General features: G+C 61.0%; 20 protein-coding genes and 5 pseudogenes. 6 read left to right on the top strand and 19 right to left on the bottom strand.

Annotation, left to right across the window (positions count from 1 at the left end):
* Positions 1-47: 47 nt before the first annotated feature.
* The 9 genes from MUY37_RS02515 to MUY37_RS02555 are packed head-to-tail and all read right to left on the bottom strand — an operon-like array spanning position 48 to position 7,782.
* Positions 48-428 (bottom strand): hypothetical protein, encoded by a 381-nt coding sequence (locus MUY37_RS02515; RefSeq protein WP_499193873.1) that lies wholly within the window; start codon positions 426-428, stop codon positions 48-50.
* Entirely contained in the window at positions 425-2,968 is a 2,544-nt protein-coding gene (gene traC / locus MUY37_RS02520) for a type IV secretion system protein TraC (RefSeq protein WP_499193874.1), read from the bottom strand. Before traC ends, MUY37_RS02515 begins: the two co-directional genes overlap by 4 nt.
* On the bottom strand, positions 2,965-3,552 hold the full coding sequence (locus MUY37_RS02525) for a hypothetical protein (protein WP_499193875.1): 588 nt from the start codon (positions 3,550-3,552) through the stop codon (positions 2,965-2,967). The genes traC and MUY37_RS02525 overlap by 4 nt, the downstream gene beginning before the upstream one ends.
* Positions 3,549-4,421: a DsbC family protein gene (locus MUY37_RS02530; protein WP_499193876.1), complete on the bottom strand. Its 873-nt coding sequence runs from the start codon at positions 4,419-4,421 to the stop codon at positions 3,549-3,551. The genes MUY37_RS02525 and MUY37_RS02530 overlap by 4 nt, the downstream gene beginning before the upstream one ends.
* On the bottom strand, positions 4,418-5,734 hold the full coding sequence (locus tag MUY37_RS02535; protein WP_006834211.1) for a TraB/VirB10 family protein: 1,317 nt from the start codon (positions 5,732-5,734) through the stop codon (positions 4,418-4,420). The genes MUY37_RS02530 and MUY37_RS02535 overlap by 4 nt, the downstream gene beginning before the upstream one ends.
* A complete protein-coding gene (locus MUY37_RS02540; protein ID WP_499193877.1) occupies positions 5,734-6,549 on the bottom strand; it encodes a type-F conjugative transfer system secretin TraK in 816 nt (271 codons plus the stop codon). The genes MUY37_RS02535 and MUY37_RS02540 overlap by 1 nt, the downstream gene beginning before the upstream one ends.
* Positions 6,546-7,115 (bottom strand): type IV conjugative transfer system protein TraE, encoded by a 570-nt coding sequence (locus MUY37_RS02545; protein ID WP_499193878.1) that lies wholly within the window; start codon positions 7,113-7,115, stop codon positions 6,546-6,548. The genes MUY37_RS02540 and MUY37_RS02545 overlap by 4 nt, the downstream gene beginning before the upstream one ends.
* Before the next feature lie 12 nt (positions 7,116-7,127).
* Positions 7,128-7,415, bottom strand: a complete 288-nt coding sequence (gene traL / locus MUY37_RS02550) for a type IV conjugative transfer system protein TraL (protein WP_499193879.1) — start codon at positions 7,413-7,415, stop codon at positions 7,128-7,130.
* Positions 7,416-7,449: 34 nt separating this feature from the next.
* Positions 7,450-7,782 carry a hypothetical protein gene (locus MUY37_RS02555; protein WP_499193880.1) on the bottom strand — a complete coding sequence of 111 codons (333 nt, stop codon included), beginning with the start codon at positions 7,780-7,782 and terminating at the stop codon, positions 7,450-7,452.
* 365 nt (positions 7,783-8,147) lie between these two features.
* Here MUY37_RS02555 and MUY37_RS02560 point away from each other — a divergent pair, with 365 nt between their 5' ends.
* The gene (locus MUY37_RS02560; protein WP_006834206.1) at positions 8,148-8,639 is read left to right on the top strand and encodes a hypothetical protein; all 492 of its coding nucleotides are present in this window, start codon (positions 8,148-8,150) and stop codon (positions 8,637-8,639) included.
* Complete coding sequence (locus MUY37_RS02565) at positions 8,632-8,847, top strand: helix-turn-helix transcriptional regulator (protein WP_006834205.1); 216 nt, start codon at positions 8,632-8,634, stop codon at positions 8,845-8,847. Before MUY37_RS02560 ends, MUY37_RS02565 begins: the two co-directional genes overlap by 8 nt.
* A gap of 962 nt (positions 8,848-9,809) precedes the next feature.
* On the opposite strand, the pseudogene MUY37_RS02570 reads toward MUY37_RS02565, so the two are convergent.
* Positions 9,810-10,268: pseudogene (locus MUY37_RS02570) on the bottom strand (DUF8840 domain-containing protein).
* Between the two features lie 85 nt (positions 10,269-10,353).
* Between MUY37_RS02570 and MUY37_RS02575 the strand changes: the two are divergent.
* Positions 10,354-11,186 (top strand): annotated as a pseudogene (locus MUY37_RS02575) (IS3 family transposase); the annotation flags it as partial.
* A gap of 209 nt (positions 11,187-11,395) precedes the next feature.
* On the opposite strand, the pseudogene MUY37_RS02580 reads toward MUY37_RS02575, so the two are convergent.
* Positions 11,396-12,692: pseudogene (locus MUY37_RS02580) on the bottom strand (IS110 family RNA-guided transposase).
* Positions 12,693-12,845: 153 nt separating this feature from the next.
* Here MUY37_RS02580 and MUY37_RS02585 point away from each other — a divergent pair.
* A pseudogene (locus MUY37_RS02585) lies at positions 12,846-13,205 on the top strand (integrase core domain-containing protein); the annotation flags it as partial.
* Positions 13,206-13,343: 138 nt separating this feature from the next.
* Here MUY37_RS02585 and MUY37_RS02590 read toward each other — a convergent pair.
* The 3 genes from MUY37_RS02590 to MUY37_RS02600 all read right to left on the bottom strand — a co-directional run bounded on the left by MUY37_RS02590 (position 13,344) and on the right by MUY37_RS02600 (position 16,009).
* The gene (locus tag MUY37_RS02590; protein WP_006834199.1) at positions 13,344-14,930 is read right to left on the bottom strand and encodes an ABC1 kinase family protein; all 1,587 of its coding nucleotides are present in this window, start codon (positions 14,928-14,930) and stop codon (positions 13,344-13,346) included.
* A complete protein-coding gene (locus MUY37_RS02595; RefSeq protein WP_006834198.1) occupies positions 14,927-15,493 on the bottom strand; it encodes a MarR family winged helix-turn-helix transcriptional regulator in 567 nt (188 codons plus the stop codon). Before MUY37_RS02595 ends, MUY37_RS02590 begins: the two co-directional genes overlap by 4 nt.
* Before the next feature lie 330 nt (positions 15,494-15,823).
* Positions 15,824-16,009 carry a MarR family transcriptional regulator gene (locus tag MUY37_RS02600; RefSeq protein ID WP_228135198.1) on the bottom strand — a complete coding sequence of 62 codons (186 nt, stop codon included), beginning with the start codon at positions 16,007-16,009 and terminating at the stop codon, positions 15,824-15,826.
* Between the two features lie 263 nt (positions 16,010-16,272).
* On the opposite strand from MUY37_RS02600, the gene MUY37_RS02605 reads away from it, so the two are divergent.
* Both MUY37_RS02605 and MUY37_RS02610 read left to right on the top strand, forming a co-directional pair.
* Complete coding sequence (locus MUY37_RS02605; RefSeq protein ID WP_006834196.1) at positions 16,273-17,160, top strand: alpha/beta fold hydrolase; 888 nt, start codon at positions 16,273-16,275, stop codon at positions 17,158-17,160.
* Entirely contained in the window at positions 17,157-17,570 is a 414-nt protein-coding gene (locus MUY37_RS02610; RefSeq protein WP_006834195.1) for a hotdog fold thioesterase, read from the top strand. The genes MUY37_RS02605 and MUY37_RS02610 overlap by 4 nt, the downstream gene beginning before the upstream one ends.
* Before the next feature lie 156 nt (positions 17,571-17,726).
* Here MUY37_RS02610 and MUY37_RS02615 read toward each other — a convergent pair.
* From MUY37_RS02615 to MUY37_RS02635, 5 genes and pseudogenes are all read right to left on the bottom strand, one after another.
* A pseudogene (locus tag MUY37_RS02615) lies at positions 17,727-17,906 on the bottom strand (IS3 family transposase); the annotation flags it as partial.
* A 311-nt stretch (positions 17,907-18,217) separates the two neighbouring features.
* Positions 18,218-20,950: a TonB-dependent receptor gene (locus MUY37_RS02620; RefSeq protein WP_034922553.1), complete on the bottom strand. Its 2,733-nt coding sequence runs from the start codon at positions 20,948-20,950 to the stop codon at positions 18,218-18,220.
* 166 nt (positions 20,951-21,116) lie between these two features.
* A complete protein-coding gene (locus MUY37_RS02625; protein WP_006834193.1) occupies positions 21,117-22,187 on the bottom strand; it encodes an acyl-CoA dehydrogenase family protein in 1,071 nt (356 codons plus the stop codon).
* A gap of 18 nt (positions 22,188-22,205) precedes the next feature.
* Positions 22,206-23,417, bottom strand: coding sequence for an acyl-CoA dehydrogenase family protein (locus MUY37_RS02630; protein WP_006834192.1), 1,212 nt, complete (start codon positions 23,415-23,417; stop codon positions 22,206-22,208).
* A gap of 68 nt (positions 23,418-23,485) precedes the next feature.
* The gene (locus tag MUY37_RS02635; RefSeq protein ID WP_006834191.1) at positions 23,486-23,812 is read right to left on the bottom strand and encodes a 2Fe-2S iron-sulfur cluster-binding protein; all 327 of its coding nucleotides are present in this window, start codon (positions 23,810-23,812) and stop codon (positions 23,486-23,488) included.
* Positions 23,813-23,834: the final 22 nt, after the last annotated feature.

The raw sequence follows: 23,834 nt of genomic DNA on the forward strand, positions 1-23,834 counted from the left end.
GAATTCTGAGAAAGAGCGGGCGATTAAAAGATTGTAATCTGCGCGTGTCAGTCACGATTTGCCTCCCGGGCCGGATGGTTGTCGAGATCGGCCGCAAGCCGCCTCAGGAAGCGGGGCATGCGAAACAGCGTCACAGCGCCAGCGAGGACGAGGAAGCAGCCCTTGAGGTCCTGGCTGAACAGGCTGCGGCGCAGGCCGTCGGCTTCGAGATATCGGTCCGACAGATTGGCGAGCTGGGTGAAGAGGCCGCCAAGGTCCCAGCCCGCAACGAACAGGAACAGCGCGAGCGGCAATCCCAGCACGATCAGCAGCGAGGTCGCGGCAAAGCGCACAGTCTCGATGAGGACGAAGCAGCTCCCTTGCAGGAACGGCAGCAGGCTGCGGTGGTTGGCCGGAGGGGTCCGGTCGGCAAGATGCGAGACCATCATTGTCCGCCTCCCGCCACGATGCGGATGGCATCGGCGAGGCTGTGCCCGCGCCGCTCGCATTCCTGGATCGCGGCATAGGTGTCGGGATCGGAGGAGTAGATCGTCGCCGAGAAGGGATCGAGCACGAGCCGGCCGACCGCCTCGGTCTCGGGACCTTTGATGAAGACCTCGCTGTACTCGGTCCCCGAACGCTTGAGGCTGCGGATCAGCGTCTCGGTGCGGTCGTCCATGTCGAGCCGCGCGTTCGCTCTGAAATCGGCGATCGTCTCGGCCTTCTGCTGAAGCACCAGCATCCAGTCGCTGTTCTCGAGCGCTGCGCGTGCGCCATCGGACTTGTAATAGTCATTGAGGGACTGGGTCGCGGTCGCGAGCGCGCCGCCGTACTTGCGCGCGGTGCGGGCATAGGTCTCGACGAACTCGCCCATCGACCCGCCCTTGAGCATGGCCCAGGCCTCGTCGATCAGCAGCAGTTTCTTGGTCGCTCGCGATGAGCGGGTCATTGCCTGGCTGGTCATGAACATGATCGCCGAAAGGACGACGCTGCGCAGTTCCTCGCGGGACGCGAGATCGCTCATCTCGAAGACGGTGAAATCATCGTCGAGCGCGAAGCTCGCTTTGCCTGCAAAGAACCCGCCGTAGCTGCCGCCGCGGCAGAAGGGCGCGATCGCGGTGGCAAGATCGCGGCCCGCCTCGCTTTCCGATCCATGGAGCGTATGCGCGACATCGTCGACCGATGCGCCGCTTCCCAGGGCCTCCCATGTCGCGGTTACGGCCCGGTCGATGAGCCCACGCTCGGTGTCGCTCGGCGCGGTTCCGGGGCGCGCCATCTGGCCGATGATCGCCTTGACCATGGCGAAGCAGTCGAGGCGGTAATCCTCATCTTCGTGCGCACGGGCATCGTCGACCATCGAGAAGGGGTTCAGGGAAAAGCCCGAGGCGAGCGTAAACTCGACGAAGCGTCCGCCCTGCAGTTTGACCGAATGCTCGAAGCTGCGCCCGTCGTCGATCACCACGACCTTGGCGCCCGCGCCGCGCAAGGCGGCGCAGAGCTCCTGCAGCAGCACCGACTTGCCCGAGCCCGACTTGCCGCAGATCGCGATATTGTGATTGCCGGCAGTGTTTTCGAACGGCGACCACCAGAAGGGCTGGCCGCGGCGGCCAACGAGCAGGAGGTGCGGGATCACGCCGCCGAGATATTCCCCCTGCATTGGCGCGATATGTGCCGCTGTCGTCGAGAGCATGGTCTTGAGGCGCTTCAACCGCGCCATGTCGTCGGCGAGGCCATCGGCAAGGCTCAAGGGAAAGGCAGCGACGAGGCCCTGCAGCTGGAGGAAGCGCTCGTCTGCCAAATCCCATCCCGCTGCCTTGTAGATCGCCTTGATGATGCGTTCGTGCGCGTCGCCCTGGCCGAGCGGCGAGATGCTGGTGAGCCCGTAGAACAGCTTGACGAGCTTCTTGCCGGCTTGGAGTTCGGCCTGGACGTGGCGCCATTCGGCCGACTGTTCGGCGAGCTTGGGAAGAAAGCGCGCGCTCTTGGTCTGGCTGAGGCTGGTCGTGCGCATGAACTTGAAGCCAGCGCGCGCCGAGGCGGCTTCCTGGTCGGGGTAGACCAGGCACAGCATGGTCGCCGTTGGACAGGGGAAGCGCAGCTTGTCGGTGAACATGTCGCCGATGAGCCGCGCGCATTCCCAGGGTGCCCAGCGCTCAGGGGTAGAGCGCACGGCATAATGCCGCACGTCGAAATGGTCAGGATAGCATTCGCCGACTTCAGGATTGCCCTCCTCGTCTCGGCCCGTCTCGCGAAAGCGCTCGGTCCTGAGGATCAGGCGATCGTCGCCGACCTCGAGTTCGATGTCGCGGCGGATCGCTTGGGACTGGAGCGTATCGTGCGGGTTCCACGCATGGATGTCGGTCTCGTGCGCGGTGGTCGGCGAAGTAAGCTCGTCGATCAGCGCCAGCAATCCGCCCGGACGCAGCTCTTGCGCGTGCAGGCCGAGCGAATGGAGCATGCCCATCAGCCCTTCGCGGCATTCGGAGAGTTGGGCATCGGTCACACTGCCGGGCACCGGCACGCCCAGCGAGACGATCAGCCGGACGTTGCGAGCATGGAAGGGCGCATGCGCCGAGCCCGAGCTCCAGACGAGATCGTAAAGGCGCCTGGTGCGCGCCCTGGCGATAGCCTCGTAGATCCCGCCCTGCTCGTAGCGCGGAGCGAACCAGGGGCCGACCACGCTGCCGATCCGCGGAGATGCGAAGTTCAGGACCTGGAGGCAGGCGCCCTGCGGCAGGCCTTCGGAGAAGAACTGGCCGAGGATCTCGCCGGTCCGTTCGTCGGCCCCGATCAGCGGGGTGACTTCGAGCACGAAGCCTTTGGAGCGGGCGTTGCGGTAGAGCTTCGCCCCCTCGTCATAGACCCGGTAGGGCAGCCAGTCCGAGAGCATATCGAGCCCGAAATGCGCCTGCGGCTTTTCAGGCCGAGCCGTGTCGGCAAACAGGCCCCGCGAGAGTGCGTCGCGCGCGGCAGCAAGGGATAGCGTCACTGGCTCTCTCCTTCGGTCATGTCAGGGTGGGGGACCGGCTCGCGGGGAGGGGAAAACGAGCCAGGTCCCCCGGGCTCCGGCGCGTCAGCGCCGGGCATCGCCGGAACGGGCTGCGAGGGGATGAACAGCTGTTCCGGCAATGTGTCTGCCTCTTGGGTTTTTGGCGGTTGGAAATCGGTTGCGGGGTTGCTCTCGCGCGTCGCGGCAATGGTCGATGCCAGCGAGCGCAGGACTTCGCGGCGGCCCTGCGGCGCGCGCCAGCCTGTCCCTGCCTGTTCGGGCAGCGTCAGGTGAACGACGCGCGCCTCATGGTCGCGGCCCGCCGCGTCACGGTAGCCTGTCAGCACGACCTGCAGGCGGCGAACCGCTTCGCCGGTCGGGGTCACCGTCCGATGCGCGTCAACCGTGTCAGCCTTTTCAATGCCGGTCGCCCCGGCATCGATCGCGGAAGTCGGCGCGCAGGTCCCTTCGGGAGCGCGGCAGGCAAAGCTGCCTTTGACGTTGTCGCCAAGGCTGGCGCAGCCACTGGCCAAAAGGAGCGGCGCAGCGAGCACCATGGCGCGAAGGATCGGAAGCCGGCTCATTGCGCCACTCCCTTGCCTTCGGCGACGAAGCGGCGGATCGCCGCGGCATCGCGGTAGCCATGAAGCACCGCCCCATCGCGGGCGCGCACGATGACCGGAGTTCCGGCAAACCCGTTGGCTCTCGCAAAAGCTTCGTTGGCATCGAGCGCCTTGGCGTCCTTGCAGGTCTTGCCGATCGCCGGCGCCTGGCCGGCGTAGGCTGCATGCAGCGCCTTTGGCGGATCCTTCGCGCACAGCACGGCCTCGGAAATCTTGCGGCTTGCCGCGCCAAAGATCGAGATCGGTCGCTCTTCGACATGGACCTTGGCCTTGGCGAGTTCGGCGGTCAGGCGCTGGCAGTATCCGCACTGGAAGTCCGAGAAGACGACCAGGCGTTCGCCCTTGGGGTTGCCCCAGTGGATCGCGCCTGCAGCCGGAAGCGACGAGAGGTCGACATGGCTGGCAGCCGCCTGGATCGGAGCTTCGTCGCGTCCCGCCGGCGCGTCGCTGGCTACGCGCGCCGCACCCGCCGCGAGCAGGTCAGGATTGAGTTCGAGCAAGCGGGCGGCGGTGACGTCGCGCCGCTCTTCCATGTCGTAGAGCCGGCCCACGAAGAGATAGCGGGCGGTCTCGTCGATGTAGAACAGCGTGTCGCTCGAGACGACTTCGCACCAGGGGCCAAGCGTGTCGCAGCTGATCGCATCGATCGGGGTCTTGGGCAGCCGCAGCTTCAGTGCCTGCGCGACATCGCTGGCCATGCCGGCAGCGCTCGCAGGCATAGCGGTGACGGCAGAGACTCCGAGCGTCAGCACGGCGGCGGCGCTCGAAAGGGCAAGGGCAAGGTGGGCGGCGCGGGCCTTCAGGCCCGGCCGGTGCTCATTGTAGTTCATTTGGAGGGGCTCCTGACGTGGACGCCGTCGAGAAAGACGATCTCTACCTCGATGCCGGTCGGCATCTCGACGACGGGTTGGTATTGTTCGGCGCGTTCGATGAGGTATCGGCTGACGGTGTCGGCAGCCTCGCCGGCACCCTGGCCGAAGCCACCGGCGAGAATGTCGGTCGGCGACAGCGCCTCGCGCTGACCGTTGGCGCCGACCTGGCCGGTAAAAATGCCGTTGGCGTTGGCGGAAAATCCGCGGCCGAAGCCGCCCACAATCCCGGCGAGCAGCGCCTGGCTGACAAGGCTGCCTTCGCGGCTGACCACGCGGCCGCGCACGCCCGACTTTCCGGCGAAGGAGATGAACCCCTTGACCTCGCTCACCGCGAAGCGCCCACCGGGTTGCGCGCAGGTCATGCGCACCAGCTTGACGTAGACCTTCTCCGCCGAGAGATCGCCGCGCGCCGCGCCATTGACGAGGCAGCCGGTGATATCGGTGGTGAGCAGTTTGTTGCCGCGCATCACCGAGCGGGCCGGACCGGTGATCCGGAGCACCACGGGAAGCGGATCGCTCTGGCTGGCAACGCCGGTCGAGGCATCGACACCCACGATGACCGTTGCCGGTGCGTAGCTGTTGGGCGGAAGGTAATCGCGGCTCGCTTCGAGCAACAAGGCTGGCGCAGTCTCTGCCGCACGCGGCTTGCCGTCCTTGCCCGTCTCCGCGCTGAAGCTCATCAGGCTGAGCTGTCCGCCTTGCGTTTCCGGCGCTCCTTGCGGTGGCTGGACAGCTCCGCCGGTGCCGACGCCGGGTCCATAGGCAGGTGGCGGTGGCAGTGGCGGCGCGGCGGCAGGTGCCTTCGCAGCTTCGCTCAGCTGTGATCGCAGATTGGCATTCTCGGCCGAGATCGCGTCGATCGCCGCCTGGCCGTCGGAGCGCATCTGCGCGTTCTCGCTGCGCAGGGCTTCGAGCTCCTGCTCAATCTCGGGGCGCGGCAGCTGGGCCTGCTGGAGATCCTTGATCGCGCGGCCCTGTGCATCGAGCCGGTTACCGTAGCTCGCGACGAACTCGCGCTGCGAGAGGTTACGATTGACGAGGCCGCCGGTGTCGATTGTCGCCGCACCATTGGCATCGGTGCCAGCCTCGTCGCCGTCGCCGCCGAAAATGAACATGCCGCCGCCGATGAGCGCGATGGCCCCGATCCCGGCGAGCAGCATCTTCTGGCGCTGTGCGATCTGCGAATTGAGGTTGCGCCGTCCGCTTTCTCGCGCTTCCGGCGAGCCCGGCAGAGGCCTCTTTCCGGCGTCCTTCTGTGGTGCCTCGGCCATCAGTCGAGTCCTCCCTTGGCAAAGACTAGGAAGGCACTGGTCGCTTCACCGGGAGCGAGTGCATCGCGGCCATAGGCAAAAGCGAGCGCGCCTGCGGCACCTTCGCGCTCGGAGCCAAGCGCAAGGCTTTCCTGGCCGAGGTTGCGTACAAGGAAGCGCTGTCCGGTGAGTTCATCGCCCTGGTATTCGGCGACCAGCTGGACCTCGATCCCGCCAGTACGGCGCGGAGCGGAGAGTTCGGCGCGGGCCGTGAAACCGGGCAGGACGGCATCGCTTGCCATCGCCTCGATCAGGCGGATCGCGGCGTCCTCCGGCCCGGTCTCGGTCTCCCATTCGGTAGCCGCGGCTTTAGCGAGCGCGGGATTGGTGATGAAGAGCTGGGTCGCTTCCTCGCCGCCGAGGCGGCAGGCGAACTTGTAGACATAGCCCGCCTTGCTGGTCGCAAAGAAGCTGACCCGGGCAGCGGCAAATTGCGGGGGCACGGAGATATAGATGTCTCCGCGCACCGGCTCATGCGTCACCTGGAAATCGTTGTAGGGGAAGCCGCTCGCGATCTTCGAGACATTGGCAAAGCCATCATCGATGAGCGCAATCCGGGTGAGTTCGCCGCGGGCGAGTTCGCAGTCGATGGTCGCATTGTCGGCCGCTTCGACGAACTGGTCGGCATGCGCCGGGACCGGCGCGAGCGCGAAGGCGATTACGGCGAGGCCGGTCAGCTTGAGCCCGGGATCGGGGCGCCTTGTCGCGCCGATCGCGAAACAGGCAAGGCCGGTTCCGGCAAGCGCAGCAGCGAGGGGGGATGGGAGAAGGCTCATTGGCCGGAATCCTCCTTGTCGGTGGGAAGTTGCTCAAAGCCGGCGAGCGCGAGGCTGAGACCACGCTTCGACCAGCGGAAACGGAAGGAGCGGCGCTGGCTCGCGATCACCTGCGCGCCGACAAAGGTCTTGAGCGTGCCGGTGACGGTCGAGGTCAGGGCCTTGGGATCAACGTGCATTTCCGCGATCACGAAAGCCTGGCTGATGTCCGAGCCGCGCTGTTCCTCGACGATTTGGACGAGTTCGGCCTTGAGGCGGCCGTGAGCGGCGGGATCGGCGAGCTTCAGGATGTTCGCCATCCAGTAGTCGAGGCTTTCCGGGGCCCGGTTGAGGAGCATCAGCGCCGTGTCGCGGGTGACGAGCTCGAGATAAGGCGCGTCGATCCCGCCGCTCGAGACGGTGATCCGCTCGGCGGTAATCGGCACCAGCACCACCTGCTCGTCGCGGGTCACGGCGGCGCCGAGGCTGACCAGCGTGGTGACGCCAAGGACACCTGCCAGCACGGCAAAGCGGTTGCGTTGCCGCAGGTAGGTCTGCGCCTGTTCGTGCGCGAATTCTGCTCGCATGGGTCGCCTCCCTCAGCCCGCCAGCAGGCGGCAGTGGGAGGGCGGCGTGGCTTTCAGCCCGAGAAAGCTCCCGGGCAGGTACCAGTACGCAGCATGCACCAGTGCCGAACCGGCGCCGCGTGCCTTCGCCTTCCGCAAGGCGAACCAGGCTCCGACGGCCAGGCCGATGCCGATGAAGATATGCTGCGAGAGAATGCCCCAGGCGAAGGGAATGAGGATCCCTGCAAACTCGTCGATGGTCCAGAAGCCTATGAGCTCCGGATCGTCGAGCCGCCGTGGAACGAGGTACGTGTCGGCCATGATGCCGCCCTCCTGTCGTGACCGGATCCGCTGATCAGATGACCGCGGTCACGACCGAGGTGACGATCGGCACGCCGGTGCCGACACCGATCCCGACGCCAACCGGCACCGCGACCTGGCCGAGCGAGAAGCGCCCGGAGGCAAGCCCGATCAGGCCGCCCGCAAGGCTGAGCACGGTGATGATCTTGCCGCCCGAACCTTCGAGGAAATCGGTGAACTTCTGCAGCGCAGGATCGAAGGTGGTGTCGGCGCCGGCATAGGCGGCACCGGCGCAGGCCAGCGCCACGCAGGCGGGAAGAATGTAGTCGCGGCCACGAACGCGGTTGGGCGTGCGCTGCAGGGCCGGAAGGGCAGTCTTGGTGGTCATGGATGGAAACTCCGAGGGATTGAACATCAGCCAGCGATGTGTTCGCTGTATGTTCTTTCCTCTCCCCGGAGCCGGGCTGTAGGAAATCGGGAACTGGATTTTGGGGCTGCCGACCAAGCAAAAAGCGACATCTGAAGGTGCGATGGCCGGGATTCGCGCAGGCTGATTGCGGAGCAGCGCCGACTGTGCCGGCTTCTGAGCGAAGCGAGCCGCGATACGCGCGCCGGCGGCCGGAATTGGCGCGAATCGTCGGAGGAAGCTGATCGTTCCTTCCTCTATGTTCTCTAAATGTTCTTTTTGTTTTCCTACAGGCTTCCTTCGCGGTTAGCCGGAGAGTCGATCACTCTGGAGATAAGGATTCGTCGATGACCAACATGGCGCTCTTTGCCGAACAACAGGTTCGCGCCGACCTCGCCCGGCTGCTTTTGGCCGCCGTCGAAGCCAGCGGCCGTGCCCGCTGCGACATCGCTCGCGACGCGCAGATCCATAAGGATGCCCTGCGCCGTGTTCTTGCGGGCGAACGCTCGGCCAGCCTCGGCGAAGCCTTGCGCATTCTTGCCGCGAGCGGCGTCGCGCCGCACGCACACCTGCTCCTGTTCCTCGTCAGCGGCGGCGATCACGCGATTGCGTGGCTGCAATCGGACCTCGCGCAATTCTTCGAGGACTTTTCCGGCGAACTGCCTTCAGCGCTCGAGCGTGTCTTGGGCAACCAGGTTCACGATGTGAAGCCGCGCTGGGCCAAGGGGACCGCGCACCGCGTCGCCCGCTTGCTCTCCGACCACATCGACGAGCTCGAACGCAAGGATGCGCTGCTTGGCGATGTCTTTGCCGGTGCCGAGGGAGGCCATCGTGGGTGAAGAGATAGACAAAGGAGCGACCGAAACCCGGCGGGTGACGCGGCTCATTCGCCTGCCCGAAGTTCAGCATCGCGTCGGGCTTGGCCGTTCGACAATCTATCGCTGGATGGCCGAGGGCAAGTTTCCGAAGCCCGTGCAGCTGGGTGGATATGCGGTCGCATGGGCAGAAGACGAAGTGGAGGCCTGGATTTCGGACCGCCTGAAGTGACCGCTTATTGGTCTGGAGCTGACTGGTTGGAGGCGGACGTGCCATCGACAGGGGCAGTCAAAGGCATCCTTTGCGCGGTCGCCGGATCGAAGCAGTCGGCCCGATACCCTCGAGTATTGGGAGCGCTCGTCGCTGCAAGAACCGAGCTGATTTCGGAAGCCACCGGCGCCTATTAAGGAACATACAATATTGAGTAGGTCGAGCCGATCATGACAAAGTGCATCGAACAAGATTTCCCGTGTCAAAATCAAGAGTACGATGCGTTCGATCAAATAGCGCTCTTAGAACTAAGCCAGCCAATTTCTGCCCATGAGTTGGTGAACGAGAGCGCATTTTGTGCGGAACTGCCGGTCGACGACGAACTTCGTATTGGGAACATAACGTACAAGCTCTATCTTAAATTCCTCCGTGGTCAGACAGGCCTCTATCACCTGTGGGTAGACTATGACGCCTGCGACGACCATGGCAATTACACGATGTTATGCGTGTATGTCGGGAAAGGGTTTGCTGAGCTTCGCGTTGATAGCCACGTCAAAAAAATGGCCGAAGAATGCCCAGCTATACGTGACATTCACCAGCATGGAGAATCGTCTCTCTAAGTACTACGAGCAATTGTTTCTCGATGTGTACGATTTCGAATTAAACAACATTGAGAATTCTGGCGCAGAACATCTGTTTGCGGTTTGGGATGAGGAACGCCATCACTTGGAAACGCACTTGAATGAGGTTTCCAATCTGAGCAAAATTCAAAGTTTCGACGACTGGTAAGAAGTCGTAATCCGACCGGCCTCAGGTCGAACGAACTCCAGTCTACAGCCCACGCCGTTACCGGTCTGGACGTCTGGTGTTTTGGCGCAGAGCGGCGGCTATATTACACCCCAAAAGCGACCGCCGAGCACGAATATGGCCGCATGATTCTTCAAGAGATCGCACACCTGCGTGGAGCAATGAGAGCTTCCGGATCAGATCGGCTTAATGCCTTCGAATTGGACATCGGCAGCGTGTCCCCGCCAGATGGGCCTTTCAACGTTTTCCGCCAACGCAAAGCCAAAAGATGCGAAATTCCCCAAGTGACTGAGAGCTTCGCATTGCTTAGCGATGGCCTCTACGTTGCTCGGGATCTGAGCCACCTTTTCTGGATATCGCGCTGCTCGTACGATTACCCACTCGGGTCCATTGTCTCCGACAAATCAGATGTTCGGATCGACGTTGGGATTTGAGTGAGTGGACATGATCTCGAAACCCTTCCTTTGGAGCCATTGCTTGACAACTTGAACTGCAAAATCAAGTAGTTCCCAGTCGGTAACCTCAATGAGTTCATCTGAGGCCAGGGAAAACGGATCGACCGATTGCGCGTTTCTAAGGTCGATCAAGCCCCAACCGCCCAACTGCGGTTTCCAGCCTGTCAGCGTCCTTCCCATCGGCCAGAGGTGACCTTCCCCCCGAAAAGTGGTCCGTTTTGAGAGTTAGGATTTCGGCTATTTACGGCTTGAAAGGGGCTGATGAATGGCACGGAAGAGATACACGCCGGAACAGATTATCGGGATACTGCGTGAGGCCGAAGTTCGGCTCTCGCACGGAGAGAAGATCGGGGAGATCAGCCGATCGCTGGGGATTTCGGAGCAGAGTTACTATCGCTGGCGACGCGAGTACGGTGGGCTGAAGGTCAGCCAGGCTCGGCGATTGAAGGATCTCAAGAAGGAGAACCAGCGGCTCAGGAAGGCGGTGTCTGATCTTACGCTCGATGCGCTGATCCTGAAGGAGGTTGTCGAGGGAAAGTACTGAGCCCTTCACGGCGTCGGCTGGCCATCGACCATGTGCAGGAGGCATTGGATATCTGCCAGCGCCGTGCCTGCCGGGTCGTTGCCCAGCACCGCTCGACCCAGCGCAAGCTGCCCGCACCACCAGCCGACGAGAAGCCGCTGACAGCTGCAATCATCCGGCTGGCCCAGCAATATGGTCGCTACGGCTATCGCCGGATCACGGCGCTGCTGCGCAATGAAAGTTGGTTGGTGAACGCCAAGCGGGTCGAGCGGATCTGGCGCCGTGAAGGGCTCAAGGTTCCGCAGAGACAGCCAAAGCGCGGGCGTCTGTGGTTCAACGATGGATCATGCGTGAGGCTGCGTCCGCAATATAGTGGCCATGTGTGGAGCTACGACTTCGTCATGGATCGCACCCATGACGGCAAGGCCTTCCGCATGCTTACCGTGATCGACGAGTACAGCCGCCAGTGCCTGGCGATCCATGTCCAGCGCAAGCTCAAGAGCGATGATGTCCTGGCCGTGCTGACCGAGCTGTTCCAACGCCATGGTCCGCCTGATCACATCCGTAGCGATAACGTCCTAGGTCGGGAAGCAGCTGTGGGAAAAGGCCAGCAGGTCTCGTTGCGCCGATCATGATCGGCGCTAATTTCTTTTTGATCCAGATGGCTTCCATCGTCAAGGAATGCGCTCTCGGCCATAGCAAACACAGGATCCAGCGGCCGCATCGGTCGTGGTCCTAACCGTCCTTAAAATGAGATGCGGATGCCAGATGGAAGGCCCGAACATTATCTACAGGGTCGCAGTTGCGCCCTCACGGCACAGCAGAGAGGGGTCCTTCCATCTGGTGTCCGCCCGTTCAAGGAACGGGCGGTACTCGGTTCCCGTCTTGATGACGGCGTGCGCGACGCGCGCCATCTTGGCGGTGAGTGCAGTCATTGCCTTGCGGCGGCGATCAGGGTCGCTGGCGTGTCCTTCCATGTATCGACCCAGCTTATCGCGAAAGCTGTTGTCGCGTTGGCGAGCGGCAACTTGTGCGGCCATCCAGAAAGTGCGGCGCAACCGAGCATTGCCATACTTGGAAAGCTTGGTCCGACCGCGGAATGTGCCGGACTGGCAGGTGGCCAGATCGAGCCCGCAGAACTTGAGGAACTGGCGATGGTGGGCAAACCGTCGAAGGTCCCCGGCCTCGGCGAGGATGGTCAGCGCGTTGATGGGACCGATGCCAGGGATCATACGAAGCAGCTGGTAGTCACGGTTCTCGCTGAGCATGGCATGGGCGGTTCGCTCGATCTCGTCGCGTTGGCGGATCAGACTGCGCGCTTGCGCGATGACCATGCGAAACATGACAATCGCCACGGAATCCTCGTCGACCGGCAGTGCGACCGATGCGCAGGCGGTCTCGTAAATATCGTTGATTAATCGAGCCTTGGAGACCTTGCGGCCGACCAGTGACCACGCCTCGCTCGTGAATGCTTCCTGGCCAAGCGCTGTCATGCTCGCGGGCGTCGGAAACCGCTCGAGCAAGGCAAGAAACCAATCAGACCTGCTGTTGCCGGCGAAGCGCTCGATCTCTGGGAAGTAGAGCGGCAGGTAATGGGTCAGGATCCGGTGCCAGGTCTGGGTCTTGGCCTTGGAGATGGCCTCGTGTGTCTTCGACATCTCCTGCAGATCGTTAATCCCGGCGGCAAGCGGATCGACGTACCGCTGGGTGGCGCCAATCCGCAGCATATGCAGGATCACCTGCGCGTCCTTGGAGTCGTTCTTGTCCCAGCCATTATGTAGAGCCTCTCGGGTCCGGGCCAGGGCCACGGAGGAGATCAGGCGCAGCTCGAATCCTGCTGTGAGCAAGCGGTGCGCCAAGGTGCGGTGATAGTTACCGGTCGCCTCGAAGCCGACGACAATCGGTCTGCCAATATCAGCCAGATCGGACGCAAGGCGGTCGTAATCGGTCTTCGTCGCCATCACTGTCATACGCCGTCGCCGCCCGCCCTCCGGGCGTTCGATGAGTACCTCCTGGCGGTGCTTGGACATATCGATGGCTACCAGCACGGCATCGGCGGGTGTAGAACTGAGCTTGGTCATGGTCGGTCTGTCTCCAAAGTGTTGAGTCGACAACTTCACTTTAGAGACCTGATGACCGGTCATGACCGCCTTGATGAAGCCTGCGGGCGCTACGCGCCCTTGTCTCCATCAAGGCGAGCACTGCCTTCGATAGGCAGCTTTCCAATGTGCTATGGCGCTGAGTTCACTTCTCATGCCGTGCGCGACTGGCTCTGGCGGATTGGTGTGAAGACTCTCTACATCGAACCCGGATCACCATGGGAGAATGGCTACAACGAATCCTTCAACGGCAAGCTCAGGGATGAGCTTCTCAACGGGGAGATCTTCTACACTCTGAAGGAGGCAATCATCCTGATCGAGCGCTGGCGTATCCACTACAACACCGTCCGGCCACACTCTTCGCTGGGCTACCAGCCGCCGGCCCCACAAACGATCTTGCCTCGTCCTGCCATGCTGCCTTACGCTGCGCTCCAGGCCGCCCAGCAGGGCGACCCCAACCGCCGGAACTCTAACTTAACCGGTGGACCACCCTGATGGGGCAGGTCAGCAGCATGGTGGCGGCAGGCACCGCTTCGGCAGGTTTCTGTTCGGTCATTTCCACTCTTCTCCCTTGATGTAGCCAATATCGGTGCCGGGCGGCCGTGGTCTAAGCGTTCATTGTGTGTGGTCTTATCAGTTCCATCTAGGAATGAGTGCTATTCCCGCGAAAGCCAGAACAATTCCTGCCAGTAACAACGATTGGTCGGCCAGCAATGCGGCAGAGATGATCAACGCTGCCACCACCGGACCCTTGACGGGGGTGCTGCGGTCCTCTTCCCGCGTCAGATGGTTCAGACTGGCTGGGTCGATGGATACCTGAATCGTACCTGATCGAGCGACCGAGGCAACGTTATCGATTAGCTCGGGCAGCGATGCCGAGAAATCAAGCAGGCCACTGCGGACCTTGGCCAAATGATCCCGCGCGGCTCCGATCGAAAATCGCTCGGCAAACAATTGCATCACGATCGGCTTCGTTTCTTCGGCGATATTGTAGTCCGGCGCCAAAGAGCGAACGAAGCCCTCTGCGGTCAGCAGGGTGCGCAGCAAAATAGCGAGGTCGGGCGGCAATACGAGGCGATAATCGCGCAACAATCCGAAAACCCGATCGAAAATTGCCGCGAATTCTATCCCGGCAAGAGCTGTGCCGCTAAATTCCGCGATCAGCTCATCCAGGTCCATCACCAATTGCGCGCGATCCACGAGTGGATTGCCTGCCCAGTCGAGCAGCAGATCGGCCACCTTGTCTATCTGTCCGTTCGCGATAGCGAAAATCAGTCGGACGATTTCCTGACGCCGCGCGCCGCTGAGAAAGCCGACCGAGCCGAAATCGATGAAGCCTACCTGGTTCCCTTCCATCCAGAAGACGTTGCCGGGATGCGGGTCGCCATGAAACTCTCCATTGAGAAGGATCATCCGTAGCACTGCATCGGCATAGCGCTTCGCGAACTGGGCATTCCCTGCCGGATCAGTTGCCGGGTGCCGCGACGCGGGCTTTCCGCCCAGGGCTTCCTGCACATTGATCGTCAAGCCTGTGAGTTCCCAGTGGATCGCGGGCGTCTTCACCCCAAGCATCTCCAGATAACCGCCAATCCTTTCACAGGCACGTGCTTCTGCCGCCAGGTCCATCTCCCGCGCTAAATTCTTGGCGAATGTCTGAAGGAATTCCACGGGTCGATAGCGAGCAATGTCGCTTGACCGACGCTCGGCGAGGCCCGCGAGCCGTGTCAACAGCCTCATGTCCGCCTCGATCCTGGACGCCATGCCGGGTCGGCGGATTTTCACGATAGTCTCGCTTCCGTCCAGCAGGGTTGCGACATAAGTCTGCGCGATAGAGGCTGAGGCGATCGGGTTTCTCTCGAAAGCGGCGAATTCACGTTCCCAGTCGCTGCCCCAAGCCGATACAATCACCGGTTCGATCTTATCGAACGGCAGCGGTTCCACCTGGTCGTGGAGAGTGCCGAACGCGGAAATCCAGGGTTGTGTAAACAGATCGCTTCTGGTCGCCAGGAGCTGGCCAAGCTTTATTCCGACAGGGCCGACATCGCGCAACAGCGCCACCACCGATGCAGGACGCAAGTCCTCGGTATCTGGCTCATTCTCCGAAACCGGCATAAAGCCAAGCAAGCTTCCGAGATTTTTCAGACCGTGCCGGGCGAAAATCTGACCGAGTTCTGCTAGCCGCGTCAGTTCACCGACACTGTTTTCCAGATCATGCTTCATCGGCTTTCTTCGCAAGTGTCAGCCTGCTTCTGATTCTCCGCAACTTTTCGAAGCATCGTACGCAGGAGGTCGATTTGAGGCGCAGACATTCCCTTCCAGAGAATTTCGTGGAGTCGATCAGCCGCTTCGCGCAGTTCCGGCCAGATGGTTCTTACTTGCTCGGTGAGGTGGAGGTTCCAAACCCTTCGATCGTGCGCCGCCCGCTCTCGCTCGATCAAACCTTTTTCAACCAAAACTGCGACAGCCTGTCCTATCGTCGCCGATTCAAGCTCGAGCAGGCGAGAAATCTCGGTCTGTGTTAGCGTAGGTTCTCGCAACAAGGACGCGATGATCCGCCATTGTGTTTGATTGAGGTCGAGCCCCACGATCAGAGCGTCGAAGGTCCGCCGAGCGGTCCTGTTCACCTCTTCTAGCAAATAAAGGATGTCATCCTTTTCGTTGGGGGCGTAATCACGTATCTCATCTTTCGGCATATGCTTATCCATAGCGCTATCTTGGAAGGCTCGCGCATGCCTGGCGTGTTCAAGCTCAGCGTCAACCATATTCGCTAGCAGTGCCGCCATGCAAACACTCGCTGATTTCACGCTACAGCAGAAACTGAATCCGATGGTCGCTCAAGCTGATAAGGAACCGAACGGCGCTGGGTGAGTGCGGGGGCTCCGGCCACCTCGCCTGCCACGACTGCCGGGATGTTATGATCGCATGCGCTCGGCGTCCCTCATCTGAGCATCAGACCCCCTGAAGGGCAAACGCGGGCGTGAACGCGGGGCATGGGCTCGATTTCGAGTGATTATGGCTCGCTGCCCAGATTGTCATGCATCCTAGCCAGCGATCCGCGTAAGCGCTCCAGTTCCCCAAAACGGATCCCCCCGAGCAAGCGAGCATACATTGCATCAGCTTCTACTCGCATCTTGGGAAGTAGCTCGATTGCGGCAGGGCGTAAATGAACCCGCCAAACGCGCCTGTCGTTCTTCGCGCCTGCGTCTTTCCACCAGCTCAAGTTCTTCCAGGCGATCAATAGTCTGGCCGATGCTAGCGCGCTCTAGCTTCAGTTCCCGAGCCAGCTCTGTCTGGGTCATGCCTGGGCTCCGAAAGATAAGCCAATATACTCCATTGCGTCCGCGTGAGCCCGAATTGTTCAACCGAAGAATCGGCGGTCCTGCGCAAACGCCGGGTCACTTCCTCCATAAGAAAGAACAGCCGATCGGTATCGGTGAGGGAACTTGCCCCCCTTTGTATCCGCGTCATAGCCCGTCATGGCAGCCATCTAGGGCAACCTACCATAGCGGATCAGGAAATAAAGCCGTTTACTGTAAATCGATTTACAATATGAGGTTGCGGTATGCAGTCGCAAACTTTCCATATCGGGGGAAATGGTGGCATCTCCATAGCAGCCGAAGCGACCGGAAATGCCGATGCTTTACCGGTCTTGCTCGCGCATGGGGGCGGCCAGACCCGTCACGCATGGAAACGTGTCACAGCCGATCTCGCCAATGCGGGATTTCGTCCGATCGCAATTGATATGCGCGGTCATGGCGACAGCGAATGGTCTGCCGAGGGCGCTTACGAAACGCGCGACTTCGCTTCAGATCTCGTTGCGATCGCTTCAAAAATGGACCGCAAGCCAGCGCTCGTCGGGGCCTCCCTTGGCGGGTTGGCCGGACTGATCGCCGAAGGACACCTTGCGCCGGGCCGCTTCGCGTCGCTCACTCTCGTCGACATCGCGCCGCGTATGGAGACGGGGGGCGTTATGCGCGTAGTCGGCTTTATGGAGGAGCACGTGGAGACCGGTTTCTCTTCACCGGACGAAGCGGCAGAGGTCATCGCGCGCTACATGCCACATCGCCGCAAGCGCGGAGCCGGCAAGGGCTTACGGCGCTATCTGCGAGAGAAGGAAGACGGCCGCTACTACTGGCATTGGGATCCGGCCTTTATCCGCAACATCACACTAGCCAAGCGAAGCGATCCGGCTCATCAGGAACGCCAGTTTGATGCGCTGAACGATGCAGCCAGCAGGCTTTCGCTGCCATTGCATATTATTCGCGGCGGATCGAGCGATCTGGTTTCCGAAGACGCGGTCGCGCAATTGCTCGAACTTGTTCCACACGCTGAATACACCGACATCGCAGAGGCAACACATATGGTGGTTGGCGATGCCAACGATGCCTTTTCGGCAGCGATACTCGATTTTCTCAAGCGTAATCACAGTCCGCAGGGAGCCGTTACATGACCGATAATCTGACAAGGATCGATCCTAAGCGCCTCGAAGAGATCCTGCAGATTGCCCCGTTTCACCGGTGGCTTGGCCTCACTTTACGGTCATGCTCGAACGAGCAGCTTGAACTGGAGATGCCTTGGCGCGACGAGATCGTGTCAAACCCGGCAATCGGTTCAGCGCATGGCGGCGTGCTCGCCTCTCTGATCGATTTAACCGGGCTCTACACCTTATTGTCGCAAGGTACAGGGGCCAAGGCGACCGCCGATCTGAGGGTCGACTACCACCGCCCGGCAACCTCGGGACCACTCGTAGCATCGGGCAAAATAATCAAGATCGGTAAAAATATCTCGGTCGCTGAAACACGTGTATACGGTCCTACTGGCAACCTTTTGGCTAGCGGCCGCGGTGCCTACGTATGCTAACAGCGTTATCCTAATGGAACTAACTGCAGGGCGAAAATTAGCAGGTCTGTTCCTCGAAGACCTGCAAAATAGTCCCACGACTTTCAGAGCGAATTGCGTCGCGATAGCCGCCTTCCAATGAGTGACGTGACCCCCTGATCTTCCCCCCAGCCGGGATTAGAGCCGAGCTGCGTTGATGCGTATGAGCGCGGTTGAAGCAATGGGCTGCGCAGCGGAGCCCGTAGGGCGTGGCGAAGCAGGCCATTGCTTATCTAGTTCGGCGGCGAACGCCGCCGGTGTCGCGTAGCCAAGGGATGAGGGCGGTCTCTCTCGGTTGTAGTCTTCCACCTGACCTGCCCCATCAGGGTGGTCCACCGGTTAAGTTAGAGTTCCGGCGGTTGGGGTCGCCCTGCTGGGCGGCCTGGAGCGCAGCGTAAGGCAGCATGGCAGGACGAGGCAAGATTGTTTGTGGGGCCGGCGGCTGGTAGCCCAGCGAAGAGGGATTCATGCAGCGAACACCGCTGCCGGCCTCTCCCTATCACATCATCGACGATATTGAGCACACGGAACTTTTGTTCGGACGCCACCTAGTCGTGAGCAAATAAAAGTTCGAAAAAGAGGGCTCGACACAGCGAAGCGCCGAACCCTCTTGCAATTAGCGAGTAAGTTTAAAACTTGCCGCGCACGGTGATGCCGTAAGTCCGCGGTTCCGCAAGAAAAGCGGAGAACGTTTGTTGCGGAGCCACGAAAGGCGTGTTGAAGGCCACCTGCGTATACCCAACGTCAAACAAATTATTGACCCATCCCTCGATCGCGAAGCGATCCGCAATATTGGTCAGACCCACACGCCCGTTCACTACGACGAAGCTGTCCTGTTCCTTGCCGAAGAGCAGGTCGGAGCCGGTGTTGTAATCACCAGCCATACGAGCGTTCACGAAGACCAGGCCTTCGAGCCCACTGTCGCCGATTGGCGGCGTCCACGTAAGCGACGATGTTGCCACGATCTCTGGTGCATTCGACAGGTTGTCGCCTGGCAGCAAGCGTAGTGCGGGGTCGAGCGGTGCCCCGGTATCGTCCCCGATAAGATTGTCTTCAAAGCTCGTATCAGAATAGGTGACGCCAAGGGTAATATCCAAATCACGAGCGGGCCGTAGATAGGTTTCGATCTCGACACCTTGAGCGATCACACCTGGTGCAACTTCATCGGAAGAGCATGCACCGGTTGTCGCGCTTGCGTCTCTGTCGGCCCCGCCGAGATCGCTATCGCAACTATTGACCGTCTGCACAATGTAGAACGCCCCATTGAACGTGTTCAACTGGAAGTTACTGAACTCTTGCCGGAAGCCTGCAATGCTAACCCCGAACTCGCGTGTCGAGTATTTGAGGCCGATCTCATATGCATCGACTGTTTCTTCATCGAACTGCAGCGCGGCTGCCGAGATATTGGCCGGATCGAACGCAAGCGGATTTGACAGTGCAGACCTGTCGAGGTTGAAACCGCCCGCCTTGTAGCCGCGTGAATACGAACCGTAGACTAGCAGATCGGGAGTTGGCTTCCAGCTCAGGATAGCCGTGCCGGTAAACTCCTCTTCTTCGCGCGAGTCTTCGAGAGAAACTCCATCGAGCTCCGATGTCGAATTGCCTTGGCAGGAAAGGCTGATGATACCACCGGCCAGAGGTGCCAAAGTCGGAACACCCAGAAAGCCTCCGAGCAGATTGCGGTTTGTCGGACAAACCGTGTTGTCGTTGCGGAAAGTTGCGTCGAAGTCCTTGGTTTCGTTTGTATAACGAAGCCCCAGCGTCAAATCGAGCGTATCCGTGATCGCAAAGATATTATGCGTGAAGAACGCGAAGTTCTCACTCGTCTGATTGTAGACCTCGCTGACCGTTCCCAAATCGCTGATGCTTGCAAGGTTGTTGATACCTGCGAGGATCGCCGGGGTTGCAGCGCCGAATGCCGGGCTTCCGGTCAGCGTACCGTCCAATGCCGCCACGTTGGCACCCAGGCAATTGGAAGCCCCCGGATTGACCAAAGCCGGGTTGATCGCGATAGCGATGCGGCACGCTACGAAATTGCCGTACTGGGTGCCGAACCGCAGATTGTCACGCACCTGCAGTTCTTCATTGGCGTAATACGCGCCGATCAACCAATCGAGTTTGCCATCGAAGGCCTCACCGGTAAGGCGCAGTTCCTGAGTGAATGTTTCAAAGTCTCGAGCAAGAGCATTCTCGGTCGGAGCGCGGTAGAGAATATCGACAGTAGTGTAATCGGTGTCAGATCCCTGGCTGTTGGCATATTCACGGTAGCCCGTGATAGACGTCAACGTGACGTTCCCGAAATCCCAATTGATCTCAGCCGAAATACCGTAGTCTTCGGTTTCGCCTTCATAGCTTCTGCCCGGCGTAGGGTACAGGTCGCGGTTGAATGTATCCTGGGTGAGGGCACGCGGATCCTGCCCAAGCGCAAGCAACACGGGAACGATCGGATTTGCGGTACTCGTCAGGGCGGCCCCATCCGATGGCCTCGTAAAGGGATCAAATCCAGCGCTGATCCGTGCAAGCGGAGCAAACTCGGGCTGGACGAACGTCGCGGCACAGCACGCTTCGTCCTTTTTGGAATAATCCCCGACAAGGCGAATGGACAGGTCGTCATTGGGTTCGAACAGGAGCTGACCGCGGACCAGATAACGATCGCGATTGTTGATCGTCCCGCCGTTGGTAATATCGTTGTAGAAGCCGTCGCGCTCAAAATACACGCCGTCCACACGCGCAGCTACGGTGTCGCCAAGCGGAGCGTTTATGCCACCTTCGACGCGGATCGCATCATAGTTGCCATAAGTGAAGGCCCCGTATGCGCTGAAATCGAACTCGGGCGGTGCGGTGTAGATATTGATCAGGCCTGCCGATGAGTTCCGCCCGCCCAGAGTACCTTGGGGACCGCGAAGGATTTCGACCCTGTCGATAGGGCCGAGCTCACTCAGGGCGCTTCCCGAACGAGAGCGATAGACTCCATCGACAAAAACCGCGACCGAACTTTCCAGACCAGGGTTGTCGCCGACCGTGCCGATACCGCGAATACGCGCGGAACCGTTAGCTTCGTTGCCGGTGGAAGACACCAGCAGGGACGGTGCAACCTGGTTCAGCTCACGTATGTCGCTGGCGCCCGAATTCTGGAGGGTTTCTCCGGAAACAGCTGACACGGCGACTGGAACATCCGCCAAGACCTGCGATCGCCCTTGCGCGGTAACAATGATTACGTTTTGGTCTTCGACATCGGCCCCTTCAACCAGATCCGCATCGGGTTCGCCAACATCCTGGGCGAAGGCGGCTGTCGGTGTGAAGGCAAGTGCCGCTGCCAATGCACCAAGGGCGCAATGGTGGCGTGATGGAAATCTTTTCATGTGCCTCTCCTCTAAGAATGTGCCCCATCCTAGGCACTAGTCGATGTTAGAAACGATGCCGATAAGCGCGTTTCATTTCAAGACTTGGTAGATGAATTGACGGATTATTTCACATTGTCGACAAGCATGTGGCAAAAATGCCATGCAGGTCACTACATGCAGGTTTCTAGTAGCCAGAAAGCTTGGAAAATCGGTCCTTTAACCAGCTCGACGAACCGAAGCTCTGCTCCAGCACGCGGGCGCGCTTGAGATAGAAGCCGACGTCGTACTCATCGGTCATGCCGATCCCGCCGTGCAGCTGGATGCCCTCGTTTGCCATGGTGTGCATAACGCGGTTGGCTTCCGCCTTGGCGATGGTCGCCGCGCGCGCCACGCCGAAGCCGGCATCGACGGCTTGCAGGCCCGCCTCGACCGCGCTGCGCATCTGGGCGAGATCGGCGAAGAGGTCCGCCATGCGGTGTTGCAGCGCCTGGAAGCTCGCCAGCACCTGGTTGAACTGCACGCGCTGCTTCAGATAGTCGAGCGTGTCGTCGAACACTTGCTGCGCCATGCCGAGCATTTCGGCTGCGGTGAGCACGCGCGCGCGGTCGAGCACGTCATCGAGCAGGTTGTCGCCGCCATTGGCGAGCTTCTCCGCCGCCGCGCCGTCGAAGGTGACGTCGGCATGGCTGCGCTGGTCGGTCAGCTTGCGGGTGGTGAGCGCGACGCCGTCGCCTTTCTCGACCAGGTAAAGCCCGTCCTTCGCCGCGACGACGAACAGGTCCGCACCATGCGCTTCATGGACGAAGGCCTTGGTGCCGCTCAGCTTGCCGTCGGACACACTGGTCTCGATCTTCGCAGGATCGTGGCTCGGCCCTTCGTCGACGGCGAGGGTGGCGATGGCCTCGCCGCTCGCCAGCCTGGGCAGCCACCTGGCCTTCTGCTCGTCGCTGCCGCCAAGAACGATCGCCGAGGCGGCGACGGTGTTCATCACCAGCGGGCTGGCGGTGAGCGTCTTGCCGAGTTCCTCGACGACGAGGCCCGCGGACAGGAAGCCGAAGTCCGACCCGCCATGCTCTTCGGGGATGATGACCCCGGCCCAGCCCATCTGCGCCATCGTCGCATAGGCGTCGCGGTTGAAGGCTTCGGGCTCGCCGCTGGCGCGGACCTTGCGGAATTCGGTGACCGGGCTTTCGTTGACGGTCCATTCGCGCGCCATATCTCGCAGCATTTCCTGTTCTTCGTTGAGAACGGCCATTGTCCTTGCTCCCCTCTCTTACTGGTGGTCGAGCATGCCGAGCACGCGCTTGGCGATGATGTTGTTCTGGATTTCGGTCGAGCCGCCATAGATGGTGGTCGCCTTGCCGAAGAGCCACGCGCGCACGGCCCCGAGCTCGCCGTCCGAAAAGCCGTCGCCTTCCCAGCCGAGGCCCTGCAACCCGCGGATTTCGATCAGCAATTCGCTGCGTTCCTGGCTCAGCTTGGTGCCGAGCTTCTTGAGCACAGAGCTGATTTCGGAGACGCCGCCAGCTGCCTTGCTCTCTTCCATCGCGCGGCGCGCGGTGAGCAGGAAGCTGTTCCAGCGGATTTCGAAATCAGCGATCTTGTCGCGCAGCACCGCATCGGCGAGTTCGCCGTCGGCGCCCGTCGGCTGGTACTTCTTGGCGATATCGCCAAGGCTCTGGCCCATGAGTCGGGCGAGGCTGCCGCCGCCCGAGATGTTGGTGCGCTCGTGCTGCAGAAGGCGCTTGCCGATGGTCCAGCCCTGGCCTTCCTCGCCGACGAGGTTTTCCTTCGGGACCTTCACGTCGGTGAAAAAGGTTTCGCAGAACGGGCTGGTCCCGCTGATCATGGTGATCGGGCGGACTTCGACGCCGGGCGTGTCCATGTCGATCAGCATGAAGCTGATGCCCTTGTGCTTGTCGCTCTTGTCGGTTCGTACAATTGCAAAGCACTTGTCGGCCCATTGGCCGCCGCTGGTCCAGGTCTTCTGGCCGTTGACAAGGTAGTGGTCGCCCTTGTCCTCGGCAAAGGTCTGGAGGTTCGCGAGGTCAGAGCCGGCATTGGGTTCCGAATAGCCCTGGCACCAGCGGATTTCGCCGCGGCAGATCGGCGGAATATGCTCCTGCTTCTGTGCCTCGTTGCCGTATTCGAGCAGCGTCGGGCCGAACATCATGACGCCCATGCCGCCGATCGGGTTGTAGGCACCCGCCTTGGCGAATTCCTGGTCGATGATCTTGGCCTGCGCCTTGGTGAGGCCGCCGCCGCCGTATTCCTTCGGCCAGGTGGGGGTGCCCCAGCCGCGCGCGCCCACGGCTTCGCGCCACTTGGTCTGCGCCGGCGTTTCATTGGTGGGGCCGTCCACGCCGGCCAGCGCGTTCGACTGGCCCTTGAGTTCGGCGGGAAAATTGTCCGCCAGAAACTGCTGCACTTCCGCGCGGAAGGCGTCTTCGTCGGTCTGGGTTGCGGGCTCGATTTGTGTGGCCATGGGTGTTTTCTCGAAGAATCAAGGAAAGACAGATAAGAATGTAGGCTACGGGGACGAGGATCCCTCCGTCAGTATTGTTGTTCGGGTAGGTGAAGAACCAATCCATCCAGCATCGGCTTCATCGGAATCTGACAGGCAAGGCGACTGTATTCAGTGGTGCCTTCGGCGAACTGCAAGAGGTCGGCCTCCATTCCATCATGCATAAGCCGACCCACCTTGTCGATCCATTCGGGATCGACATGCACATGACAGGTCGCGCAAGCACATACCCCTCCGCAATCGCCATCGATACCCGGCACGTCATTGTATAGCGCCGCTTCCCTGGCTGTCTCGCCTTCTTCTATTTCGACCTCCCGTCGCTCACCATCGCTAGCCACGAACGTAATTTTGATCATCTTGAACTCCGCATTTCGATCT

It is taken from the genome of Qipengyuania sp. ABI-127-1 (assembly GCA_022953095.1).
GTDB lineage: Bacteria > Pseudomonadota > Alphaproteobacteria > Sphingomonadales > Sphingomonadaceae > Qipengyuania.

What these genes read in the sequence shown, in the direction of transcription:
- MUY37_RS02535 (WP_006834211.1), bottom strand. Translation starts at nt 5,734, where the DNA reads ATGGCCGAGGCACCACAGAAGGACGCCGGAAAGAGGCCTCTGCCGGGC.
- MUY37_RS02515 (WP_499193873.1), bottom strand. Translation starts at nt 428, where the DNA reads ATGATGGTCTCGCATCTTGCCGACCGGACCCCTCCGGCCAACCACCGC.
- MUY37_RS02600 (WP_228135198.1), bottom strand. Translation starts at nt 16,009, where the DNA reads ATGACCCAGACAGAGCTGGCTCGGGAACTGAAGCTAGAGCGCGCTAGC.
- MUY37_RS02625 (WP_006834193.1), bottom strand. Translation starts at nt 22,187, where the DNA reads ATGGCCGTTCTCAACGAAGAACAGGAAATGCTGCGAGATATGGCGCGC.
- MUY37_RS02555 (WP_499193880.1), bottom strand. Translation starts at nt 7,782, where the DNA reads ATGACCACCAAGACTGCCCTTCCGGCCCTGCAGCGCACGCCCAACCGC.
- MUY37_RS02635 (WP_006834191.1), bottom strand. Translation starts at nt 23,812, where the DNA reads ATGATCAAAATTACGTTCGTGGCTAGCGATGGTGAGCGACGGGAGGTC.
- MUY37_RS02610 (WP_006834195.1), top strand. Translation starts at nt 17,157, where the DNA reads ATGACCGATAATCTGACAAGGATCGATCCTAAGCGCCTCGAAGAGATC.
- traL (WP_499193879.1), bottom strand. Translation starts at nt 7,415, where the DNA reads ATGGCCGACACGTACCTCGTTCCACGGCGGCTCGACGATCCGGAGCTC.
- MUY37_RS02590 (WP_006834199.1), bottom strand. Translation starts at nt 14,930, where the DNA reads ATGAAGCATGATCTGGAAAACAGTGTCGGTGAACTGACGCGGCTAGCA.
- MUY37_RS02620 (WP_034922553.1), bottom strand. Translation starts at nt 20,950, where the DNA reads ATGAAAAGATTTCCATCACGCCACCATTGCGCCCTTGGTGCATTGGCA.
- MUY37_RS02560 (WP_006834206.1), top strand. Translation starts at nt 8,148, where the DNA reads ATGACCAACATGGCGCTCTTTGCCGAACAACAGGTTCGCGCCGACCTC.
- MUY37_RS02540 (WP_499193877.1), bottom strand. Translation starts at nt 6,549, where the DNA reads ATGAGCCTTCTCCCATCCCCCCTCGCTGCTGCGCTTGCCGGAACCGGC.
- MUY37_RS02630 (WP_006834192.1), bottom strand. Translation starts at nt 23,417, where the DNA reads ATGGCCACACAAATCGAGCCCGCAACCCAGACCGACGAAGACGCCTTC.
- MUY37_RS02530 (WP_499193876.1), bottom strand. Translation starts at nt 4,421, where the DNA reads ATGAACTACAATGAGCACCGGCCGGGCCTGAAGGCCCGCGCCGCCCAC.
- MUY37_RS02605 (WP_006834196.1), top strand. Translation starts at nt 16,273, where the DNA reads ATGCAGTCGCAAACTTTCCATATCGGGGGAAATGGTGGCATCTCCATA.
- MUY37_RS02525 (WP_499193875.1), bottom strand. Translation starts at nt 3,552, where the DNA reads ATGAGCCGGCTTCCGATCCTTCGCGCCATGGTGCTCGCTGCGCCGCTC.
- MUY37_RS02545 (WP_499193878.1), bottom strand. Translation starts at nt 7,115, where the DNA reads ATGCGAGCAGAATTCGCGCACGAACAGGCGCAGACCTACCTGCGGCAA.
- MUY37_RS02595 (WP_006834198.1), bottom strand. Translation starts at nt 15,493, where the DNA reads ATGGCGGCACTGCTAGCGAATATGGTTGACGCTGAGCTTGAACACGCC.